Annotated in this window: 22 protein-coding genes; 8 read left to right on the plus strand and 14 right to left on the minus strand. The window is 37.6% G+C overall.

All coding sequences use genetic code 11. The features are described 5' to 3' along the window. The first annotated feature begins 261 nt into the window (after nucleotides 1–261). Both Ana3638_RS18845 and Ana3638_RS18850 read left to right on the plus strand, forming a co-directional pair. The gene (locus Ana3638_RS18845) at nucleotides 262–999 is read left to right on the plus strand and encodes a LytR/AlgR family response regulator transcription factor (protein WP_161839411.1); all 738 of its coding nucleotides are present in this window, start codon (nucleotides 262–264) and stop codon (nucleotides 997–999) included. Then, complete coding sequence (locus Ana3638_RS18850; protein ID WP_161839412.1) at nucleotides 989–2,284, plus strand: ATP-binding protein; 1,296 nt, start codon at nucleotides 989–991, stop codon at nucleotides 2,282–2,284. Before Ana3638_RS18845 ends, Ana3638_RS18850 begins: the two co-directional genes overlap by 11 nt. 62 nt (nucleotides 2,285–2,346) lie before the next feature. On the opposite strand, the gene Ana3638_RS18855 is transcribed toward Ana3638_RS18850, so the two are convergent. From Ana3638_RS18855 to Ana3638_RS18865, 3 genes are all read right to left on the minus strand, one after another. Then, the gene (locus Ana3638_RS18855; protein WP_161839413.1) at nucleotides 2,347–3,186 is read right to left on the minus strand and encodes an HD-GYP domain-containing protein; all 840 of its coding nucleotides are present in this window, start codon (nucleotides 3,184–3,186) and stop codon (nucleotides 2,347–2,349) included. A 392-nt stretch (nucleotides 3,187–3,578) separates the two neighbouring features. Then, complete coding sequence (locus tag Ana3638_RS26890) at nucleotides 3,579–3,710, minus strand: LemA family protein (protein ID WP_246241183.1); 132 nt, start codon at nucleotides 3,708–3,710, stop codon at nucleotides 3,579–3,581. Nucleotides 3,711–4,492: 782 nt separating this feature from the next. Further along, the gene (locus tag Ana3638_RS18865) at nucleotides 4,493–5,698 is read right to left on the minus strand and encodes a hypothetical protein (RefSeq protein ID WP_246240374.1); all 1,206 of its coding nucleotides are present in this window, start codon (nucleotides 5,696–5,698) and stop codon (nucleotides 4,493–4,495) included. A 103-nt stretch (nucleotides 5,699–5,801) separates the two neighbouring features. On the opposite strand from Ana3638_RS18865, the gene Ana3638_RS25385 reads away from it, so the two are divergent. Further along, entirely contained in the window at nucleotides 5,802–5,978 is a 177-nt protein-coding gene (locus tag Ana3638_RS25385; RefSeq protein ID WP_246240376.1) for a hypothetical protein, read from the plus strand. Nucleotides 5,979–6,135: 157 nt separating this feature from the next. On the opposite strand, the gene Ana3638_RS18870 is transcribed toward Ana3638_RS25385, so the two are convergent. From Ana3638_RS18870 to mltG, 6 genes are all read right to left on the minus strand, one after another. Further along, nucleotides 6,136–7,908, minus strand: coding sequence for a methyl-accepting chemotaxis protein (locus Ana3638_RS18870; protein ID WP_161839414.1), 1,773 nt, complete (start codon nucleotides 7,906–7,908; stop codon nucleotides 6,136–6,138). 225 nt (nucleotides 7,909–8,133) lie between these two features. Next, complete coding sequence (locus Ana3638_RS18875; protein ID WP_161839415.1) at nucleotides 8,134–9,447, minus strand: urease accessory protein UreH domain-containing protein; 1,314 nt, start codon at nucleotides 9,445–9,447, stop codon at nucleotides 8,134–8,136. Continuing rightward, the gene (locus Ana3638_RS18880) at nucleotides 9,447–10,073 is read right to left on the minus strand and encodes a DUF2318 domain-containing protein (protein ID WP_246240380.1); all 627 of its coding nucleotides are present in this window, start codon (nucleotides 10,071–10,073) and stop codon (nucleotides 9,447–9,449) included. Before Ana3638_RS18880 ends, Ana3638_RS18875 begins: the two co-directional genes overlap by 1 nt. 42 nt (nucleotides 10,074–10,115) lie before the next feature. Next, on the minus strand, nucleotides 10,116–10,634 hold the full coding sequence (locus Ana3638_RS18885) for a hypothetical protein (RefSeq protein ID WP_161839416.1): 519 nt from the start codon (nucleotides 10,632–10,634) through the stop codon (nucleotides 10,116–10,118). A 177-nt stretch (nucleotides 10,635–10,811) separates the two neighbouring features. Then, nucleotides 10,812–11,225 carry an Hsp20/alpha crystallin family protein gene (locus Ana3638_RS18890; protein WP_161839417.1) on the minus strand — a complete coding sequence of 138 codons (414 nt, stop codon included), beginning with the start codon at nucleotides 11,223–11,225 and terminating at the stop codon, nucleotides 10,812–10,814. A 265-nt stretch (nucleotides 11,226–11,490) separates the two neighbouring features. Further along, the gene (gene mltG / locus Ana3638_RS18895) at nucleotides 11,491–12,786 is read right to left on the minus strand and encodes an endolytic transglycosylase MltG (RefSeq protein ID WP_161839418.1); all 1,296 of its coding nucleotides are present in this window, start codon (nucleotides 12,784–12,786) and stop codon (nucleotides 11,491–11,493) included. 211 nt (nucleotides 12,787–12,997) lie between these two features. Here mltG and Ana3638_RS18900 point away from each other — a divergent pair, with 211 nt between their 5' ends. Next, nucleotides 12,998–13,828, plus strand: coding sequence for an endonuclease VIII (locus Ana3638_RS18900; RefSeq protein ID WP_161839419.1), 831 nt, complete (start codon nucleotides 12,998–13,000; stop codon nucleotides 13,826–13,828). A gap of 377 nt (nucleotides 13,829–14,205) precedes the next feature. Then, on the plus strand, nucleotides 14,206–15,162 hold the full coding sequence (locus Ana3638_RS18905) for a S8 family peptidase (protein ID WP_161840631.1): 957 nt from the start codon (nucleotides 14,206–14,208) through the stop codon (nucleotides 15,160–15,162). A gap of 254 nt (nucleotides 15,163–15,416) precedes the next feature. On the opposite strand, the gene Ana3638_RS18910 is transcribed toward Ana3638_RS18905, so the two are convergent. The 4 genes from Ana3638_RS18910 to Ana3638_RS26490 form a co-directional block, all read right to left on the minus strand. After that, nucleotides 15,417–15,971 carry a rubrerythrin family protein gene (locus Ana3638_RS18910; RefSeq protein ID WP_161839420.1) on the minus strand — a complete coding sequence of 185 codons (555 nt, stop codon included), beginning with the start codon at nucleotides 15,969–15,971 and terminating at the stop codon, nucleotides 15,417–15,419. A 220-nt stretch (nucleotides 15,972–16,191) separates the two neighbouring features. Next, nucleotides 16,192–17,037: a 2-oxoacid:ferredoxin oxidoreductase subunit beta gene (locus Ana3638_RS18915; RefSeq protein ID WP_161839421.1), complete on the minus strand. Its 846-nt coding sequence runs from the start codon at nucleotides 17,035–17,037 to the stop codon at nucleotides 16,192–16,194. A 1-nt stretch (nucleotide 17,038) separates the two neighbouring features. Next, entirely contained in the window at nucleotides 17,039–18,382 is a 1,344-nt protein-coding gene (locus tag Ana3638_RS18920; protein WP_330587658.1) for a 2-oxoacid:acceptor oxidoreductase subunit alpha, read from the minus strand. 17 nt (nucleotides 18,383–18,399) lie between these two features. Beyond that, complete coding sequence (locus tag Ana3638_RS26490; protein WP_330587659.1) at nucleotides 18,400–18,708, minus strand: 2-oxoacid:acceptor oxidoreductase family protein; 309 nt, start codon at nucleotides 18,706–18,708, stop codon at nucleotides 18,400–18,402. Nucleotides 18,709–19,133: 425 nt separating this feature from the next. On the opposite strand from Ana3638_RS26490, the gene Ana3638_RS18925 reads away from it, so the two are divergent. Further along, on the plus strand, nucleotides 19,134–19,349 hold the full coding sequence (locus Ana3638_RS18925; protein ID WP_161839422.1) for a chorion class high-cysteine HCB protein 13: 216 nt from the start codon (nucleotides 19,134–19,136) through the stop codon (nucleotides 19,347–19,349). An 82-nt stretch (nucleotides 19,350–19,431) separates the two neighbouring features. Here the strand turns inward: Ana3638_RS18925 and Ana3638_RS18930 are convergent, their stop codons facing one another. Continuing rightward, the gene (locus tag Ana3638_RS18930) at nucleotides 19,432–19,656 is read right to left on the minus strand and encodes a hypothetical protein (protein ID WP_246240383.1); all 225 of its coding nucleotides are present in this window, start codon (nucleotides 19,654–19,656) and stop codon (nucleotides 19,432–19,434) included. A 201-nt stretch (nucleotides 19,657–19,857) separates the two neighbouring features. On the opposite strand from Ana3638_RS18930, the gene aroC reads away from it, so the two are divergent. Both aroC and Ana3638_RS18940 read left to right on the plus strand, forming a co-directional pair. After that, nucleotides 19,858–20,961: a chorismate synthase gene (gene aroC, locus Ana3638_RS18935; RefSeq protein ID WP_161839423.1), complete on the plus strand. Its 1,104-nt coding sequence runs from the start codon at nucleotides 19,858–19,860 to the stop codon at nucleotides 20,959–20,961. A 380-nt stretch (nucleotides 20,962–21,341) separates the two neighbouring features. Further along, entirely contained in the window at nucleotides 21,342–21,881 is a 540-nt protein-coding gene (locus Ana3638_RS18940) for a helix-turn-helix domain-containing protein (RefSeq protein WP_161839424.1), read from the plus strand. Nucleotides 21,882–21,891 lie beyond the last annotated feature (10 nt).

Below are 21,891 nucleotides of genomic sequence, written 5' to 3' on the forward strand. Positions count from 1 at the left end.
TCCTGCCCAGAAATGATACTGTTGTCATAGAAGTCACCCCCCGTATTTTAATTAAAATCTCTATTGCTCGACATAATAGTATCATATTCGTTCCTTTAAAAACCGTTTACCGCACGAAACATGTATTTTACCGCACGAATCATATCTTATACCACACGAATTATGTTGCATTCTGATTAAAATGCAATTGAATTCTTGAACCTCTCATTGCTTTATGATAAAATACAATTGGATATTTATACATAAATGGAGGAAAATAACATGCATATAGCTGTTTGTGATGACAATATAGATGAGCTTACCCGTATTTCCAGTTTGCTGGAGGATTACTGTCGGGAGTATGACAGCTCGGTTACATACGAAGCTTTTCACAGTGCTATGGAACTTATAGAGACCATGAGAGAAAGACGTTTTGATTTATTACTTTTGGACATCCTTATGCCGGGTATTACAGGAATGGATGCTGCGAAAGAAATTCGCCGTTCAAATAGTGAAATTCCGATTATTTTCCTCACCTCATCCCGTGAGTTTGCTGTGGAGAGTTACCGTGTAGGCGCTAATGACTACATAATGAAGCCTGCACGTAAGGATGAGATATTTCCATCCATTCATAAACAACTAATCAGGTTTACGCAAGAGGATGCGTATTTGACTCTAAAAACAGGAAGTGGCATCGTAAAGATGCCCTTTTCACAAATTGTATATGTGGAAGTCATAAACCGCAAAGTACAGTTTGCCCTTGCAGACGGCGAGGTGCGAGAATCTTATGGCTACCTTTCCGATTATGAAAGTGAATTGTTGTCTGACCCTCATTTTTATAAGCCTCACCGTTCTTATGTTGTAAACCTGCGCCAAGTAACCGAACTTAATAAAGGAGGCTTTTCTACCCTGATTGGTAAAACGGTGCCTGTTGCAAGAGATGCCTTTTCGAATGCAAAAGCTGCGTATTTGAAATATCTGCTATCACCAAATGAGAGGGGAATGCACAATGTTGATTAATAATTTGCTCATCTTTCGCTCCGGCCTTGTTTTGGTATTTGGTGTGGCGGTGTCTCTTCTTTTTGCCGGTGTGCAGCGAACACGGTCAGCTAAACTGATGATTACAGTTTTTTATGCAATTATTCTCTTCATTCAAATACTATGTTGGCAGATGTTGGGATTACAAAATACGATGAAGCTGTACCCTTTCATTACCCATATACCGTCGATTGCACTCCTCATACTATATTTCAGGCGTCCATGGCCGATTGCAATTAGTAGCGTACTGACAGCCTATCTTTGCTGCCAGATACCTCGCTGGTTTGGCTCGGTGGCAGCGGCAGTTTTCGGCAACAGTCTTGCTGATCATATCGGTTACTTGATTTCTATGTGTTTTGTATATTATTTCCTTAAAAGATATGTAGCTGACTCTGTAAGACAAATGTTTGAGCGTTCAAAACGCACCTGCCTACTTTTTGCTGCAGTACCTCTTTGGTACTATTTGTTTGACTATGTCACTACCATCTATACGGACTGGCTATATTCCGGTGTTCGAGGAGCAGTTCAATTTACTCCTTCTGTAATTTGTACCTTTTACTTAGTGTTTGTTCTCCTATACTTCAATGAAACACAAAAACAGATCAAAGCTCAGCGGGAAAGGGACATCTATGCCTCCCAATTCCATCAGGCCCGGTTAGAGCTTGACACGATGCGTCAGATGCAAAACAACACCGTAATCTATCGCCACGATATGCGTCATCATCTATCGTTAATTGGCAGTTTTGCAGCCGATGGTGATCTCCAGAGAATCAAAAAATATCTTGCAAGTACTGAAGCGGCAATTGATTCTCTTACACCAATACGATATTGCGAAAATGAAACTGTAAATCTGATTTTATCCAACTTTGAAAGCAAAGCAAGGAAGGTGAATGTTAAACTACAAGTAGATGTCAAACTACCAGAAAAAATTGCTGTAAACGACACCGAACTTTGTGCTCTTCTATCCAATGCACTGGAAAATGCCATTTCCGCAACTAGTCAGGTAGAGGAGGAGAAGCTTCGCAAGGTTTATATCCACGCCATTATCAATGGTAACAAACTGGTTGTTGCTACAGAAAATGCTTATGTAGGAAAGATTGAAATGGAGGGTGACTTGCCCAAATCAAATAGAACAGATGCCGGACATGGCTTCGGAATCAAGAGCATGGTTGCCATAGTGGAACGCCATGGAGGATTATATTCCCTGGAAATCGAAGGTGGGGTGTTCATCTTACAGCTTATGCTGCCGATGGAGAAGACAACCTGACGCATGTAGCAAAAAAGCTTTGAAATGATTGGATTTCAAAGCTTTTTTGTAGCTTACCCGCACTAAAGAAACTCAACTACTTCAATATCTTCTTCTATCGACAAATCATAATACTCATTTTCACATTGAACTATTGGTTTCGTTATATCTATTGGGTTAATATACACTATATTACCGACTTGTTCGTTACTTAACCGAATCGATCTACCATTATAGCAGTCAATAATATTATTAATAAAAATCTGACAAATATGTGGATCCAGATGGTTGAAGCTGTTTACTTGTATTTCCTCAATCGCTTTTAAAGGTGAATTCTTTTTTCTATATGTTCTGGTAGCTGTGATTGCATCAAATGTATCAGCTATTGCTATTATCCTACTGAACAAATTAATTTTTTCTGCCTTTAGCCCCAAGGGATAACCTGAACCATCCATTCTTTCATGGTGGAATAAAATACCCTGTAACACTTCTGGATCGAATGTGTTGACGCTTTCTAATATTTTATAGCCAATGACAGGATGAGATTTCAATTTTTCAACCTCTTCTAATGTTAAAATATCAGCCTTATTTAATAGACTATCTTTAATCTTTGCTTTCCCTATATCATGTAAAATCCCTGTACGAACCAGGTTTTCTAGTTTTAAATGATCTAGATTCAGCCATTTGCCAATGACAAATGATATAAAAGCTACATTAGCTGAATGCGAATACATATAAGGGTTTTTATCCTGAACACTGTTTAGAAATGTTAATATGTTCGCATCATCATCTAGATATTTACAAATTTGAATAGAGCACATTTCAACAGGATTTAAGTATAAATTTCTGCCAAACCTGATATCTTCCACAATATTGCGCGAAATTATTATTGCTTGATTATAAGTCTCTTCTAAACTAAACATAATACTCCCCCTTTGCATACGTCTCACTCTCTTTCTATAATCTTTTTTCAAACTGATACATTTTTGTAACAGGTTTCCTTGTTCAATCGCTATGGCTTATCATAATATTACCAAATCTTTCACTTAATAACCGTTTACCGCACGAATCGTGTCTCCTACCGCACGAATCGTAATTTGGATTCTTGAATCTCTTATTTTACTTATTGCCATGTCTTAGATAATAGGCTTCCATATAACTGAAAAAAGCCTTGAAATTACAAAATTTCAAGACTTTTTTCTTTATAGGGATCTTAATTGGATGACTTTGGTCTTGCTCTAATTCCAAGCAATTGTCGTTTCTTCGCGTCAAATTTCTGCATCGTCAGATGGTTTGATAATTACATCTACCTTGGCTACTGCTCCTCAAGATACTCTCTTTTCCGAAATCTTAACATCCCAGCAATCATGGAGACCGGGAACATACGGATTTCACGGTTAAGTTTTGTCACGCTATCATTGTAAATCAAGCGACTGGTGCGCACCATGTTTTCAAAAGTTTCCACTGCGTCTTGCTTTTATATAATTTTGATTAGTTTTTAATTCAGGGTATTGCTCTGCCATTATGGCAATCCTCCCCAACACCTCGGAAATAACCCCTTCCTGCCGCAACACATCATTTGGCGTGAATTAAAAAACCGTCTTGAAATCGAAAATTTCATCAGATTCCTCATTAATTTTCAAAAAACATACCTATCAGGCAAACCGTAGTTTATCTTAAGCAGAACAAAAAGTGCTATATTAATACTGTTGAAATCAGAAATGGACATTGTGATTCAAACGATATATTTGCTAACAGAAGAAGCTGCAATGGTACGTTCTATAGTCCGGCCGAATAGAAAATACGGGCGATATCGCAAACATACTCGACGAAAATTCTATTCTCATATGAAGAATTGTTTATAAACACAATAAAATCTGTTCATTTAAAGTTATTTCATTTGAAATAGCTTTATTTCACATGTTTTTTCAAGGGCTAACAAAAATTGATGAGATTTTTAAAGTGCATAAATTGGCTTAAGTTGACGACATTGCCCGCAAAGCGGGTGGTTTATTACTGAGCATAGATCCGTTTCTCTGTTGAGAGAAACTCCTCTATGTTCAGCAGGCTAAAGCCTACAACCGGAAGAAACACGCTTTGCGAGTTTCTTCGGTTCGCGTGCGCGTTCGAATTATTGCAAGCAAGCTTGCTAATTCTCACTTTGCTTTCGCGGAAATTAAGGCTGTTGCTAAATATTTAGCAACAGCCCATCATCTATCTATGAGTTACTTATAATTTTAAAATATATAAGGAACTTACTACACTGCCCGGTGCAAGAATCGGGAATCCGATAGTTGCAAATGAATTGTTACAAATAGTAAGAACTGCCGGAGCCTGAGTAACCTCAACAATAGCACTAATTTCAATAATATTGGTAGCTGCAAATGCACCTGCCGTTCCGCCAGGAACAGGAGTACCATTTAAATTAATGGATATAGAAGTTAAGGCCCCAATAACATCCGCAGTAAAAGATACCAGATAAAAACCAGGTTCATTTAAAATAGTTTCTGTAGCATTTGGTAGAGTTATACCTGTGGGTACTGCCGGTACACTACCGCTTGAAAAAGTAAAATCATCTCCGCCAAGGATAGTAATAGACGGGTCAGTACTGTAACGATATACATAACTTTCTAAGCTACCTGCTGGACCTGGAGGGCCTGGAGGACCTGCTGGACCTACTGGACCGGTTGGACCGGTTGGGCCTGCTGGGCCGGTTGGACCTACTGGACCGGTTGGACCCGGAGGGCCTGCTGGACCGGTTGCTCCTGTTGGACCTGGAGGGCCTGGAGGGCCTGCTGGACCTACTGGACCGGTTGGACCTGCCGGACCAATTGGACCTACCGGACCTGCCGGACCGGTTGCTCCTGTTGGACCTGGTTCACCTTGTGGACCTGCCGGACCGATTGGACCGATTGGACCTACCGGACCGGTTGGACCTGCCGGACCAATTGGACCTACCGGACCTGCCGGACCGGTTGCTCCTGTTGGACCTGGTTCACCTTGTGGACCTGCCGGACCGATTGGACCGATTGGGCCTACTGGACCGGTTGGACCTGCTGGACCTACCGGGCCGATTGGACCTACCGGACCTGCCGGACCGGTTGCTCCCGTTGCTCCCGTAGCTCCTGCTGGACCTGCTTCACCCTGTGGACCTGCTGGGCCGGTTGCTCCTGCTGGACCTTGTGGACCTGCCGGGCCGGGAATTCCTGCCGGACCTGCCGGGCCTGGTTCGCCTTGTGGACCTGCCGGGCCGATTGGACCGGTAGCTCCTGTTGCTCCTGTTAAACCTATAGGTCCTTGCTCACCTTGCGGGCCAGTTGGACCGATTGGACCTGGCGCACCTGCCGGGCCGGTTGCTCCCGTTGCTCCCGTAGCTCCCGCAGGACCTTGTGGACCTGGAGGTCCTGCCGGGCCTGCTGGGCCTCTAGGTCCCATAGGACCAATTAATCCTTGCGGACCTTGTGGGCCTTGCGGTCCGGGTGGTCCTGGAGGTCCGGGCGGTCCTGGAGGTCCGGGTGGGCATGGAGGATACGGCGGCTTGGGGGGATCCGGTGGGCATGGAGGATATGGCGGCCTGGGGGTATCCGGCGGGTACTGGTTTGGCGGGCCGGACGGGCGTCCCTGGTTCCATGAATTACCCATACTGGTAGCTGTTACAATAGATTTATCTACATTTGAATTATCAATTGAAGATTTCGAAGTTGATGAATTATGATCAGCGTTCATGCAAAAACTCCTTTCTAAATGGATCAGGATATATAATCCTTACAGTATAATAATATGGTTCTTGCATACAAAAGGTGCAACAAAATTCAGCAATATTCAATTTTATTTAACATAAGGCGCAACCTATTATCGTTTCTATTTAATAATCAGGATAAAGTATAGGAATGAAGCAGTTCCTCAAGTTTTCCTGCCTGACTTATGAAATCATTACTCATAGCCGAACTTTCCTGTGAGGCTGCAGAATTCGTTTCGGCAATATGCGTAATCTGTTTTAGATATGCCATGGAATCCTGTAATTTTTCTTCCTCTCTTTTAGAATTGTCCGCTATACTTACCATAACCTGATTGGTTTTTTCGGATTCCGCAAGAATTAATTGAAACTTATCTGCTGTTTCATTTGCAACCAAAACCCCATCTTTTATAGCGTTTATTGTACCATTTATAAGTTCAGCACTGGATTTAACCGCATCTCTGCATTCCGAAGCTAATTTGCCTATTTCTGCAGCAACTACACCAAATCCTTTACCCGCATTACCTGCTCTTGCTGCTTCTATGGATGCATTAAGAGATAATAAATTCGTCTGCTCCGCTATTGCTTCTATTACATGAATTACCTTTGAGATTTTACCGGAATGTTCTGCAATTGCTTCCATGGCATGTACCAATGCCGTCATATGACTATTACCGAGCTGTGCCGCAGTGACGGTATTTTTAGATAGTTCCCGAATGTATAAGGCATCTTTAACATTTGTTTCGGCTAAAATAACTATTGTATGGATTTGTTCTGCTAATTGACTAATTGCACTCATTTGTTCTGAACCACCCTCAGCAACAATTTTCGCAGTCTGGGAGATTTGATCCGCACCAATTGTTATCTGTTCTGCAGTATCTGAAATTATTTGTATCATATTACGTAAAGAAATTATTGTATTATTGAGTGAATTCTGAATCGGTTTAAAATCTCCTTCATATTCAATTGAAACATGGGCAGTCATATCTTTTTCTTCCAGCTGTTTTACCGTATCCGTTATATCGGTAATATAATTCTTAAGCTTATGTACAGTTTCCATGACAGAATCACATAAAGTACCCATTTCGTCTTCTGAAGACTTTATGATTTCAATTCCTAAATCGCCTATTGATAAGGAATCCATTGCCTTCTCCAATTTAGCTATAGGTCCCGTAATACTTTTTATGGTTATTTTCAACAAGTAAATACAGCTGCCCGCTCCTGTGAGAATTAAGAGAATGAATATAAGTATACTTCTACTAACAGTCTGGTCCGCTTGTTTCATATAATCTTTACCATAAATAACAAAATTACTTTCAATATCACTGAGTTCTGTAACAATATGATCTAATATCGGCACATAATCATTTTTGTAGATACTGTATATTTTATCCTGATCAAAGGAATTCGCACTCTCTAATATCAGACTTCGATACCGGTTACCTTTCTCAAATTCTGATTTTAAATTATTCACCGTTTCTATATTATCATTTTTAAGCAAACTTAATGCATTCGATAATTCGTTAACACTCGACTCTAATTTATCATATTCATCCTCTGAAGCTTCAATATACTTTTTGCAAAGTTCTTCTTTTTTAGTCATATAAGCCCTATAAATGTTATTTTCTATGTTTTTCATGGCAACCTGTGACTTCAGTACATTTTCTTCTACAGTATAAGGTCCGTCATAAAACCGATTTAATTTACCATCTATAATCTTCATATTAACAATACCAATTATTACAATAAATAAAGCGATAAGCCCCGTGTATAAAAATGTTAAATTTAATCTTTTATATATAGATAAATTTAAGAATTTATTTCGGTAATCCTTAATACCACTTATTTTTACCTTGCCCTTTCTTATTCGTATTTCGGCTTCTTTACTATTTCCTTTTTCTTTTTTCATAAGTTTTCCCCAACTTTCTTATTACTTACATTCTGCTTTTTCGTCTTTTTTCCAAATAAGAATATCAATTTTAAGTAAAACGTATATTTAAGAATTGTTAATATTATGTAAAGAAACAGGAATAAGTACCCAAAACAATAAGGGACACGATGCAAAATTAACTTTCACATCATGTCCCTTATTGTTGGTGCAAAGCAGCGTAAGTATATGAAGTCTTATTATTAACTATTCTACAACTGTAATGGAACTGCGTATCATTCCCATCCAGCAGCTGTATCCATATTTACCTGCTTTCGTTGGTGTAAATTCTATAACATTATCTCCTTCTTTCAGGTTAACTTTAAGATCATATTCCGATATAATCATTTCATTATTACATCCATTAATCATTCCCTTATCGGCCTTAATGGTCCATTTAACCGGGATCCCAGCTTTTACGGTGATTGCCGGATATCTTCCATAATCCAGAGAAGTAGTTATCGATTGATACTCCCCATTGCTCTCTGCAACGTTAACGGATTCCGCACTGGTCTGTATCTGGGGAACAGTTATACCGGATAAAGCCAACCCGTTATTAAGCATTCCAATACCTAATACAACAACCAGCATGGCACAGACAGCCATCATTTTTTCTGTAAATCGTTTATTTAATTTACTGCTTAAGGTTCCAAGGATGTACATTAAAGGAACCGTACCAAGACTAAATAAGAACATGGATAAAGCACCTGCAAAAAAACTTCCGGTCGAAAGAGCATAAAGCTGCATACTTTGCAGAGGGCCGCATGGCATTAAACCATTTAACAAGCCAATATAAAAGGATGAATGTTTTTTATATTTTTCTTTACTAATCCTCTTACCGATAAACTTTGGCATTCGTAAATTAAATCTGCGGAGCCACGGAAAAATATTAAGCATATTTAAACCCATGATTACCATAAAAACTCCTGCAAATACTGCAATTGCACCGCGGAATCCACCGCCGAAGCTGATTACGGAGCCCAGTTCACCTACAATGCCACCAATAACAGTATAAGATACCACACGTCCGAGATTGTATAAAAGATTCGGTAATATCACGGAATGGCCGCCCTTAACTGAGTTAACGCTTTGCGCCAGATTTATACCGCCACACATGGCTACGCAATGGAGTGAGGTCAAAAGTCCAATCAGAAACAGCATTCCGTATCCCATATTATTTTGTATCTGAGGGAAGAAATTAGTAAAATCCAGTAAGCCAAAATGTTTTAATATAATATATCCGCCAAACAACATAATTAAAATATAGATTGCCTGGGAATTTAGGGCCGGTTTCGTTTCAGGTAAGTCTTCAACCACTTTATAATCTAAATGGTTAATAGCTGATTTAATTTTTTCAAGCTTTACAATATCCTCATCATAGACTACGAAAACTTCACCTTTGCCGAAACTTGCCTTAACAGTTTCTACACCTTTTAAACCGGATAAGGTATTTTCAATTGTCAGTTCACAATGTGCGCAGCTCATACCTGAAACTGATAATTTCTTTTTTATCTGATTCATTAGAATTTCTTCCAGTTCGTGAATTTCTCGGCATTATCCTTTAAGAATTTAGCCGGAATAACGATTTCTGTATCATTAGCTGTTTCGTCATCTGCTGTAATAGGTACAGGATTACAACCGCCGCGCTCCTGTCCAATCATATCCAGGCTGAATTGGTTACCGCAGTTCTGACATTGAAAAGAATCACCTTGTTGTTCAAAATAAGCATAAGGGCTGCCGTTACATACCTGACAGGTGTTTAAAGCTGTACGGATTGTACCGTCACTTGCTTTTACTGCAAATAATCCCATCGTTGTTCCATTGGAATCATATTCATAAAATGTTGCATTTTCCGTAATATCGGCTACATTAATCACTACATCCCCGTTATCATTTAATACTGCTTTTTTTGCATTGGAATCTGTAGAAGCGGCAGCTTCTGATGTATTTGCAGTACCGTCAGTTTCTGACTTATTTGCAGAAACGGTAGTTTCTGTTGTATTTGCAGCACCTGTATTCGAATTTTTATCTCCTTTTGGTGCAAATAAAACAAGTGACAAAGCGATAGCAGCTACGGCTACAGCACCGATCATAAGGGGATTCACCTTTTGGTTTTCTGGTTTTTTAGTTTGTTTCTTATTTGCCATTATTTATTCCTCTCTTCTAATCTAAGTAGTTTCATCGTTTTATTAATGACAGGAAGGAAAGTTTCCATTATTGTTATTGGTCGACGGATTGCCAGAATCAGAAGCCCCTGCACCAAATGCCTGGGCGCACTGTCCATACATAAAGGAATAGTATTCCGCATCATCCTCGGTGATATCTCCATTTGCCACAGCATCCTTTAACTCTTTCTCAAAGGTTTCACGGTCTTTTAGATTACCATTCTCATCAATCATGGAAATTGATCCGCTTCCGCAGCAATTAGCGCTGTTTAAACTATCATCCGCCTGTCCGGAAGCTGCCAGCGTAGGATCATTTGAATCTAATATCTGATCCGTTGTTTCATTTGTTTCATTCTGAGTATTATCTGTTTCTAAAAAAGCGGTTTGAGATACTCCTTCCCTAACGTTATCTGTGTTACTTGTTACTTGTGTTACATTCGTCTTAGTATTCGATATTTGTTTTCCATAGAAAGCATAACCTGTTTTAACAGATGCAACTGAAATTGCAATAACTGCTAATATAATAACTGCATTTTTCTTCATTTAACACTGCCTCCTTAACTTAATCTTCTCCTAGAGTATATTTAATTTATATGGAGGTTTTATGGAGAAATGTTGAAACACAATTTTTTCACAAATTAATTCTCATTTTGCTTCCCGGAAAAAAAACGGGGTGTCCTGACCCCTTTGCCAGGACACCCCGTTTATCTAAAGAAAGAATTATTGAATTTCTATACGTTTGGAATCAATTATTTCAGCATTTTCTTTCGGAAGTTTTAATTCTAGTATTCCGTTATTATAGGATGCAGATATGTTATCTTTACTGATACCACTTACATTAAAACTTCTTGAATAGGAATTATAACGCCTTTCCTGTCTGATATAGTTATCTTTTTCTTCTTTACTTTCTTCTCTGTGTTTTGCAGTAATTCTTAAAGCATCATTATCTAAATCTATACTAATTTCCTCTTTCTTAAACCCGGGCATTTCAGCCTGCAGCAGATAATGATCACCTTTATCGATTACGTCCGTACTAAAACTACCCAAACCATTCATCAAATCTCCAAAGAAATCATTGTAAAACTTACTGAAAAATAAAGGTTGCGTTTGTTCAAATAACATTGGTCTTAACATAAAAATCACTCCATTCTTTTAATTTGCAATAGAACCATTTCTATTGTAAAGGATCCAATATTTTTATATCCTTTGTAATATATGTTATACACCTTATATAACAAATATACAATTAAATAAATATAAATACTTTATAAAATATTTATAAAAATATAAGCCAGTTGAACACTACAAAAATATATAGAGTTCGAACTGACTTATCGTTTAAATACTAAATTATATTTGATAAAATATCATTATAAAATCTTATCTTATAAATTCTTTCTTATTTGCCTGAAACCGCTTGGATTTCTTCATACGTTGATGCGTAATAATATTTTCCATTCTCATCACTATAAAAATATAAATAATCCGTCTCCGCAGGATTTAACGCTGCCTGGATGGAGGCTTTGCCTGGATTACATATCGGTCCTGCTGGTAAGGCACTGCATTTATAAGTATTATAATATGAATTATAACGGTTAATATCTCCGGTAATATAAGGTTTAATATATCGTTCCACATAAAAAATGGAAGCATCCAGCTGTAACTTCATATTATCATTCAAACGGTTATGGATAACGGATGAAATCATAGCCTTTTGTTCTGAATTTCCCGCTTCCTTTTCAATCAGGGATGCAATTGTTAATATTTCATCCATGGAATAACCAAGGCTTTCTGCCTTTTCTCTGTCTTGTGCAGTAATCTTAGACTCTGTATTCCGTAAAAACTTTCCGATTGCATCTTCCGGTTTACTTAACCGATAAAATTCATAGGTATCAGGGAATAAATACCCTTCCAGACGAAAGCATCTGTTTTTATTTTTCACTATCTCATTGACTAGGGTATATTTACTGTAATCATAATTATTAAGAGCATCATATAAACCGGTCGTATTCGGACAAACTCCTTTTTTAACAAGCAGGTTAAATACTTGAGCTACGGAATAACCCTCCGGAATTGTAACTTTGACCGTATTAGAGATGTTCGTAACACTGGTAGCTTTAGGGATCGCTGATACAGCCCCATAAGGATTATAAGCAATTAACCCGCTGTATGTATATGTATCATATCCTGTCGTCTGCATTTCTGCAGTTTTAAAAGATTTAACCCCTGTTGTAACTGACATAACCCACTTTAAGGCAGACATATGAATCATCATTACAGAACTGTTTGTGGAAATATAGGCTTTATAGGGCATTGATTTTTTAACCGGTTTGGACTTGGAATTGGCATAATAATCACAATAATTACTATCTTTAGTAAAAGTAACTTTCCTGCCGTTACTTATATTTACAACAGCAGCCTTTTTCATCTTTGAATCATAGCTAAAGCTTAAAGCAGGCATCAGACTGGTTAATTTCTTTAAGGGTACCATGATATTACCGCTTTGCGTGATCTCTATCCCGGCAGCTTTCGTCTTACTGTTCAAATCATAAAAGGAATACTTTCCATTTTTGTCAGCAACGATTATTCCATACTGTTTTACAGCTCCGCTGACTTCTTTTGGAAAAATCGCTGAAGAAACAGTCATAATACAAGCGAGTAGCAATACAAATAATTTTTTACTTCTTTTTAACATACATCTCTTCCTTTCTTAAATATCATACCTAATTGTAATAAAATCATAATTGCCTTACTTTTTTAAATTTTGCCCCGACTTCTATTTTACTCTTACTTTTGTAAGAAGTCATCTTAATTTTATCTTAAGATGCAAAAAATATGATTTCATTGTGAAATAAATACATTTTTGATATAATAATTGTAAAATTAAGGTATTAAAGGAGGCTATTATGCTGGAGCTACCAGAAAGTTATTCTATTTCCAAACAGATTAACCAAACTCTGAAAGGCAAACTAATTAAAAACGCAGTTGCTAATTCATCACCCCATAAATTTGCCTGGTATTTTGGTGATCCGAGTAATTACCGGTTTTTACTTACTGGCCAAAGCATTAAGGAGGCAAAAGCAGTTGCGGGTCAAGTGGAACTATATGCCGGTGACATACGGATATTATTCAGCGACGGTGTGAATATTCGTTATTTTGAAAAAAGGGATAAAATACCGGCTAAACATCAACTGAGGATTGATTTTGAGGATGATTCATCCCTGGTCTGTTGTGTCCAGATGTACGGAGGTTTATGGGTCTATCATGAAGGTGAAAATGAGAATCCCTACTATCTGGTTGCCAAAAGGAAGCCCTCTCCTTTAAGTACCGATTTCTCAAAGTCCTATTTTGACACCATGTTTCAGGAAGAGAATAAAAAAAATCTCTCCGCTAAAGCCTTTTTAGCAACGGAACAGCGTATTCCGGGACTTGGAAATGGTATTTTGCAGGATATATTATTTCATGCAAAAATACACCCCAAAAGAAAAATAGATACCCTGGCAAGGGATGAAACTAACGGATTGTTTGATGCTGTAAAAACAGTAATTAATAGGATGGCAAAAGACGGCGGACGTGATACGGAAAAAGATTTGTTTGGCAAAAACGGCGGATATCATACGATATTAAGTAAAAATACCGCCGGTAAGCCTTGCCCTGTATGTGGTACCTTAATTAAAAAAGAAGCCTATTTAGGCGGGAGTATTTATCTTTGTGAAGGCTGCCAGAGATTGTCCTGAACCTGATAGCAATCCTATTTTTTTTGTATTACTTTATTATGGCAGATTTCGAATTAATTTGTCAGAATTCCCTTGTCATTTATCATTAAATTATCTTGTAATTATTTGCATAAAGACAAGGAGGCCGTTCATAAGATTAATAATGATATAAAGAAAGAATTTGGGCTGCCATGAATACAAAGCAAAATATACAAATCATTGTTAGTTGCAGTGACTATGAAAATAATTATGACGAAGTTGCAGCTATGGGAAAGGTTAAATATCGGCTTCCTATGATTGATTCTTATGTCATTGAAGTGGAGCAAGACAGATTGGATCAGCTGCAAGAAGAAAATGCATTATGGAGTTATGAGGTTGACACCCATATTACTGCCCAAATGAACCGCGCAGCGGAAATCATTGAGTTAAAGTGGGCACATGAAAGAAAGATATTTGGTGAAAACATCGGAGTTGCCGTTGTAGATACAGGTATATGTATGCATAAGGATTTTACGGAAGGCGGTACCCGCATACTGGGTTTTTATGATCTGATACACGGCAGAACGGAACCTTATGATGACAACGGCCACGGAAGTCATGTGGCCGGTATTATCGGTGGAAACGGATTTTTATCTAACCGTAAATATATTGGAGTAGCGCCAAAATGCAATCTGGTTGGAATTAAAGTTCTAGACCAGAAAGGTGACGGCAATATATCCGATGTTTTAGCCGGTCTGCAATGGATCATTGATAACAAAGAAAGATATAATATCCGTGTTGTTAATATATCCGTCGGAACTACAACGAAGGAAAATGTGGATGAGAACTCTTTATTGGTCAAAGGTGTTAATGCCGTCTGGGATGCAGGAATTGTGGTGGTTGTAGCTGCCGGCAATAATGGTCCCGGCCCCATGTCCATATCTACTCCGGGAATCAGCAGAAAAGTGATCACAGTAGGCTCCTCCGATGACCGGATTACCGTTGAATTATTTGGTAATAAGACAATGGATTATTCCGGAAGGGGGCCTACGGCTTCCTGCATTAAAAAACCTGATATTGTGGCACCGGGTTCTAATATCATATCCTGCAGTACAATGAAAAATTATCAAAGATACCGTTATAATTTACTGAATAATCCACGCAATGATTATTCCAATTTAATGTATACCATAAAAAGCGGAACCTCTATGGCAACGCCAATAGTTTCCGGTGCAATTGCTTTATTATTATCCAAATATCCGAAAATGACGAATAAGGAAGTTAAATTAAAACTCAGGGAAAGCGCAGTTGATTTAGGTTATCCCTGGTCAAAGCAGGGCTGGGGATTATTAAATATCCCAAAATTGTTAGAATAAAAACAGGTTATAAAAAAGCTGATACAAAAAATAATTTACATAATTTTGGTCTGGAAATAGTTTAATTTCGCAGAGATTTTGTGAAATTTAACCATATTCCAGACCAGGTTGTTAGATTATAAATTTATATCAGCTTTTCTAATTATAACAGATTATAGCGGAACAATTTTATCTGCCAAATATTTCATACCATATAATCTTGTTACGCCATAATCCATCAGACAACAAATATATACAGATATATATCCATCTATTTAGAATTTCTTATACATATCTTTTTTAGCACCGCAAACAGGACAATTATCCGGAGCTCCGTCTAGTACGGTATGACCGCAGACCGGACAGATATAAACGGATTTTAATTCCATGTCTTTTCCTTCTTTTGCCGCATTCTGTGCCTGTGCAAATAAATCAGCGTGTATTTTTTCTGCTTCAAGAGCAAAATGGAAAGAGCGCTGTGCCCCCTTTTCATTTTGAAATTCAGCGGCATTTAAATAAACCGGATACATTTGCTCTACTTCATGGAGTTCTCCGTTGATGGCCCCCTGTAAATTATCAACCGTTTTGCCCGTTCCAAATACTGCTCCGGCCGTAACGGTAGCATCCGAGGTAGTCCCGTCGATTTCCTTAAAATGATTATTTGCATGAACTCTTTCCGCAAAGGATATGGCCTCAAAAAGCTTTGCAATATTGGGGAAACCCTCTTTTTCAGCTACAGCCCCCCAGGTTAGATATCTCATGTGTGCCATACTTTCACCGCCGTATGCGGAATGTAAAAAGTCACTTGTCATTGCATTTGAAACTGCCATAATATACCTCCTTAATATTTATAATATAGGCAATTGCGAAACTATTTAATTTTCTGAATATACCATACAATTAATACTATTTCATAGCTTCAGTTGCCCTATGGGACAGATTTGGCTCTGAAATAGTATAATTGTATGGTATATAGATGCAATAATGGTGTTTCGCAATTACCTAATTTGTATAGTGACCTGTTTTATAGTATGAATCTATAATTTTTCTTTATACAAACTCCTGTATTAATTTTTCCATAACCTCTGGATCTGTTGGCCTGTTCAATAAAGGTTCTCCGGATTTTAATATCTGATTTTTTGCATGAAAATCTGCTTTTGTTTCCCGGTATATGATACCAATAGGAATCTTATCTCCGAATTCCAGGGCTTTCCCAAAAGCAGCCATTTTATCCGTGGGATCATAATTATCCTCTAAATGATAAACCCGGTTCTTATAAAACGCAAAAGTATTCACCTTATTAAAACTGATACATGGCTGCAAAATATCAACAAATGCATATCCTTTATAACTGATTGCTTCTTTCATAACAGAAATCAAATGCTCCGTATCTCCGCTAAACGATCTTGCAACAAATCCGGCTCCCGCTGAGATTGCCATAAGTATGGGGTTAAAAGGTGTATTACTGTTACCGTTTATCTGTACGTCTGTTTTATGTCCTTCTCCAGTTGTAGGTGATGCCTGGCCTTTGGTTAATCCGTAAATCTGGTTATCATGAACAAAATGAGTTATATCTACATTTCTTCTTATATTATGTATAAAGTGATTGCCGCCCTCACCATAAGAGTCACCGTCGCCGGTGTTTACGATTACGGTAAGTTTTTCATTGGCTATTTTTGCTGCCACTGCTGCAGGTAATGATCTTCCGTGTAAACCGCAGAAACGGTTGGCGCTGATATATTGCGGTGTCTTGGCTGCCTGGCCGATACCCGCAACCATAAGTACTTCAAAAGGATCTTTGCCAAGTTCCTCCAAGGCTGTTTTTAAACATCTTAATATGTTAAAATTACCGCAGCCCGGACACCAGGCTGTTTCATAAGTGCTGAATGTATCCATATTAAATACAGCCTCCTTTCAGTAATCTTTGCGTAATCTCCTCGCCGGATATCTGTCGGCCGTCATACTTTAGTACGGAATTTGTACACGTAATTCCAGTCTTCTCCCGTATTAAATCTGCTAACTGGCCTGTTGCATTTTGCTCTATATTAATAATGTTTTTTACTGAAGCTGTTAATTCCTTTAGCTTTTTAGTTGGTAAAGGATATAGATCGCCAAATACTAAAGCGCCATATTTACCATGTTCCGTTGCATTCAAACTCTTTACCGCTTCAGCTATAGGTCCATATGTGGATCCCCATCCAAGTAATAATGTACTACAGTTCTCTGCTCCAATAAACTCCGGTTCTGTTAATTCCTCTTCTAATTTATTTAATTTTCTCATACGCTTATCCATCATAGCTTTACGTACCTCAGCTGATTCCGTAATAAATCCGTATACATCATGTTCATCACTGTCTGCGGAAACAAAGTATCTGGAATTACCCGGAATTAATCTTGGTGATATACCATCCTCCGTTAAGTCGTATCTTAAATATTCGCCTTCCATTTCATCCGCTTTTGCCGGTTCAGCTTTCGGTATATTGCTACAATCATAAGGTTCCACGCATGCAGTGGAATCACCAAGATATTGATCACTTAACAGAATAACAGGTATCTGATATTTTTCAGCCAGGTAAAATGCCCGGGCTGTTTGATAAAACGCGTCCTTATGGTTTCTTAATGCTATAACCATTCTGGGAAATTCACCCTGTGCTGCAGAAATTACAAATTTTAAATCACTCTGTTCTGTTCTTGTGGGTAATCCGGTTGCCGGACCCGGACGCTGAACATCTACTGCAACCAATGGTATTTCAGCGATACCGGAGAATCCCAAGGCTTCTACTTTCAGGCAGAAACCACCGCCCGAAGTACCAGTCATGGCACGTGCTCCGGCATAGTAAGCACCTAAAGCCATATTAATCGCTGCTATCTCATCTTCCGCCTGTTCAACCACAATACCGGTTTCATTACATTTTGATGCCAGAAATTCCATAACAGCAGTAGAGGGTGACATAGGATAAGCAGAATAAAATTTTAAACCTGCAGCTATTGCTCCCATAGCCAGAGCTTTACTTCCGGATATTAACATCCAATCACCGTATTTACCATCCATATGATCAAATCTTTTTTCTACACTGTCGTAACCGGCTTTTATTGCCTTTAAATTTACCTCCAGATATTGTTCTTTTACGGAGGTTTTCATAATATTTTCCGCATATTCCAAGGTTTCTCCGAACAATTTCAGTACCGCCCCAACGGCTATACTTCCGGAAGCTTTGATGTTACCCAAATCTTTTGCCATTTTATCCATATCCAGTTTTATGATCCGGGTTCTTCTGCTGTTAAACTACTGTCACATAAAATAAAACCTTTATCCTTTAATTTATTTTTATGTAATATAACTGTTTCATCATTCAGAGCAATGATTCCATCCAATTTATCGTTATGGGATGTAATTATTTCAGTACCAAATCGGATCATGGAAAAATTATGGCCGCCACGGACACGTGACATAAAGTCCCTTACAGTAAATACATAATAACCGGATCTTTTTAATAATTTTTCCAGTATTGCTGCCGTTGTTTCAACACCCTGACCGGCAGCTCCGCCAATTAAAATGTTATACATAGATTTCCTCCTTTTCCATTTTATTACATGTATTATACTTTAATTAAAGTATTATTTCAACATATAAACCAAATATTTCTGCTATTTATATATATTGCCTTATATTTTTCCATATTATTTATTATTTTAATAATATATTATACAATTTCCAGCCGCTGTATTAATCATTATATGGGTGACGATAAAAAGCACCGCCTTTATTAGAAGTTTGAAAAGCAACTTCTGATAAGTTATATATTATAATGATTGCTGAAGTATGCAAGCTTTTTTAGATTTAATATAAAAAATTGGAAAACCTATGGGATTCATATACTAATCATGTCGTTATTTGCGATAAAAAGAATATGATTTTTTTTAAAAATATAGGAAATGAGGCAAGCATAAATTCATATGATACATTGTAATAACAAATAGGAGGCTCATACATGAGTGATTTAGCAGCAACAAACTGTGGATGCGACAGAGGAGTTTTCGGTGGTTCATCTTGTATCCTTATAATAATCCTGTTACTGTGCTGTTGTGGCGGTAATAATGGTTTATTAGGCGGTGGATTTGGCGATGGATGTAGAAATGACGGATGCAGTTCTATCATATTAATTATCTTAATCCTTTGCTTATGTGGTGATGGCCGTTTCTTCTAATTATCATCAAAACAAGTCTTGATTCAAAATGAGTCCAGAAAAAAAGCTGCTGATGCAGCTTTTTTTCTGTTTATGAATCTTTCTATTTCTTATTCCAATCCTGCTTCTGATTAAGCCTTAACTGTTTAACTCTCTCATAGCAGTCAGGATCTATTTCATATACTGAATTGTCATCAATAATTAAATTATCTGATAATTTCTCACTTCGTTCCTTTCTGGTTTCGCCGGATGCATATAAATTGTCACTTTGTGAGTTTCTTGGAATTGGATATTCATTACTCTTATTAAAGTCGTAATAATTTGGCATAGTAACCTCCTTGTGCAGTAAATGTATAGTAAATTGATAAACAAATTCTTTATATAAAACAAAAAATAATTTATCAATCATAACAATATATGAATTTATTGCCCAAATGTCCATAATACATATTGATTACGGTTATCTTTTCTTATATACTATGTCTATTAATGTATGAATGTACATAAGAAAGAAAATGAGGTGAATATTATGTCAGGTTCTATATACGGTAACTTATTTAAAATATCAACCTGGGGTGAATCCCATGGCAAGGGTATCGGGGTTGTTGTAGACGGCTGCCCAGCAGGATTAACGCTTACGGAGGAAATGATACAGGTTTATCTGAATCGAAGAAGACCCGGGCAGACGAAATATGCCACACCCAGGAAAGAATGTGACCAGGTTGAAATTTTATCCGGTGTTTTTGAACAAAAAACTACCGGGACACCTATTTCCCTGGTTGTAATGAATACAAATCAGCATTCCGGTGACTATTCTGAAATAGCAAACTATTATCGTCCAGGGCATGCGGATTATACGTATGATGAAAAATATGGATTTCGTGACTATCGGGGAGGCGGCCGTTCCTCCGGACGGGAAACCATAGGGCGTGTTGCTGCCGGTGCCGTGGCAATGGCTATCCTGAATCAGCTAGGAATTAATGTATGTGCTTATACCAAATCCATTGGCGATATATCCATAGATTATAAGAACTGTAATAAAGAAAATATCTTACTTAGCCCTCTCGCCATGCCTGATTTGCAGGCATCCATGGCTGCTCAGGCTTTATTGGATTTAAAAATGCAGGAATTAGATTCGGTTGGCGGAGTTATTGAATGTATTGTAAGTGGTATGCCAACAGGTATAGGAGAACCTGTATTTGATAAATTGGACGCTAACCTTGCAAAAGCAATATTATCTATTGGTGCGGTAAAAGGAATTGAATTTGGTTCAGGTTTTCAATCCTCCCAGATGTCGGGCTCTGATAATAATGATAACTTCAGGCTGGATAACGAAGGTAAGGTACGCAAATTAACCAATCATGCCGGCGGTGTCTTAGGCGGTATCAGTGACGGAACCGAAATCATTTTCAGAGCCTCCGTTAAACCAACACCTTCCATAGCGAAAACTCAGGATACTATAAATAAATCCGGTGAAAATATAAAAGTTAATATTAAAGGACGGCATGATCCTATCATAGTTCCCCGTGGGGTAGTGGTCGTAGAAGCTATGACAGCGGTTACAATTGTAGATATGCTGTTTATGAGCATGACTTCCAGGATAGATAATATTAAAAAATTCTTTGGTCATTAGAATTACGGTTTAATATTACAATTACTAAAAAACTGCCAAGATAAAAAATTAATAAGTATTCATTTTCGTTTCTAATATAATCTGCAATACCATATGTTAGTTTCCTGCGGTTACCTGTATTTAGCAAACTGCTTTTATTAATATGTAAGGTCAAAATTCACTAAGCATCCGGCTTTTTGCATTTTGGCCTTTTTTGTGTGTTGTTTTTAATGAATTTATCACATATTTCTTTTTACGTTTAATTATTTTTATTTATACAAAAAAATTAACAAAATTTTCATATTAATTTATTGACATAGGAAAGATAACGTGTATAATAAAATATGTCGCTTGTTTAGCAAGACTAAACAAAAAGTTTATTTTTATTAAGGAGGCCTATTGTGAAGATTGGAGAAAAGATTAAAGAACTTCGTGTTCAAAAAAGTTTAACTCAGGAAGAACTGGCAGACCGTGCGGAACTGTCTAAAGGATTTATCTCCCAGTTAGAAAGAGATTTAACTTCTCCTTCTATTGCCACCCTAGTAGATATTCTTCAATGCTTAGGTACGAATTTAGAAGAATTTTTTACCGAAACGGCTTCCGAACAGGTTGTTTTTAAAAAATCGGATTATTTTGAAAAATACGATAATGAATTAAAGAATGAAATTAAATGGATTATTCCAAATGCCCAAAAAAATATGCTTGAACCAATTCTTTTGACATTGGATCCAGGCGGTTCCACCTACCCTGATAACCCTCATGAGGGGGAAGAATTCGGATATGTATTAAACGGCAGTATTACACTACATATCGGAAATAAAACTTTCAAAGCAAAAAAAGGTGAATCCTTTTATTATAAAGCCGGTAAAAAGCATTATATTACCTCCTCGGAAAAACAAGGTGCCACCCTGCTATGGATTTCAACACCACCTAATTTCTAGAGTCTCTTTC

The sequence above is a fragment of the Anaerocolumna sedimenticola genome, assembly GCF_009931695.1.
Classification (GTDB): Bacteria; Bacillota; Clostridia; order Lachnospirales; family Lachnospiraceae; genus Anaerocolumna; species Anaerocolumna sedimenticola.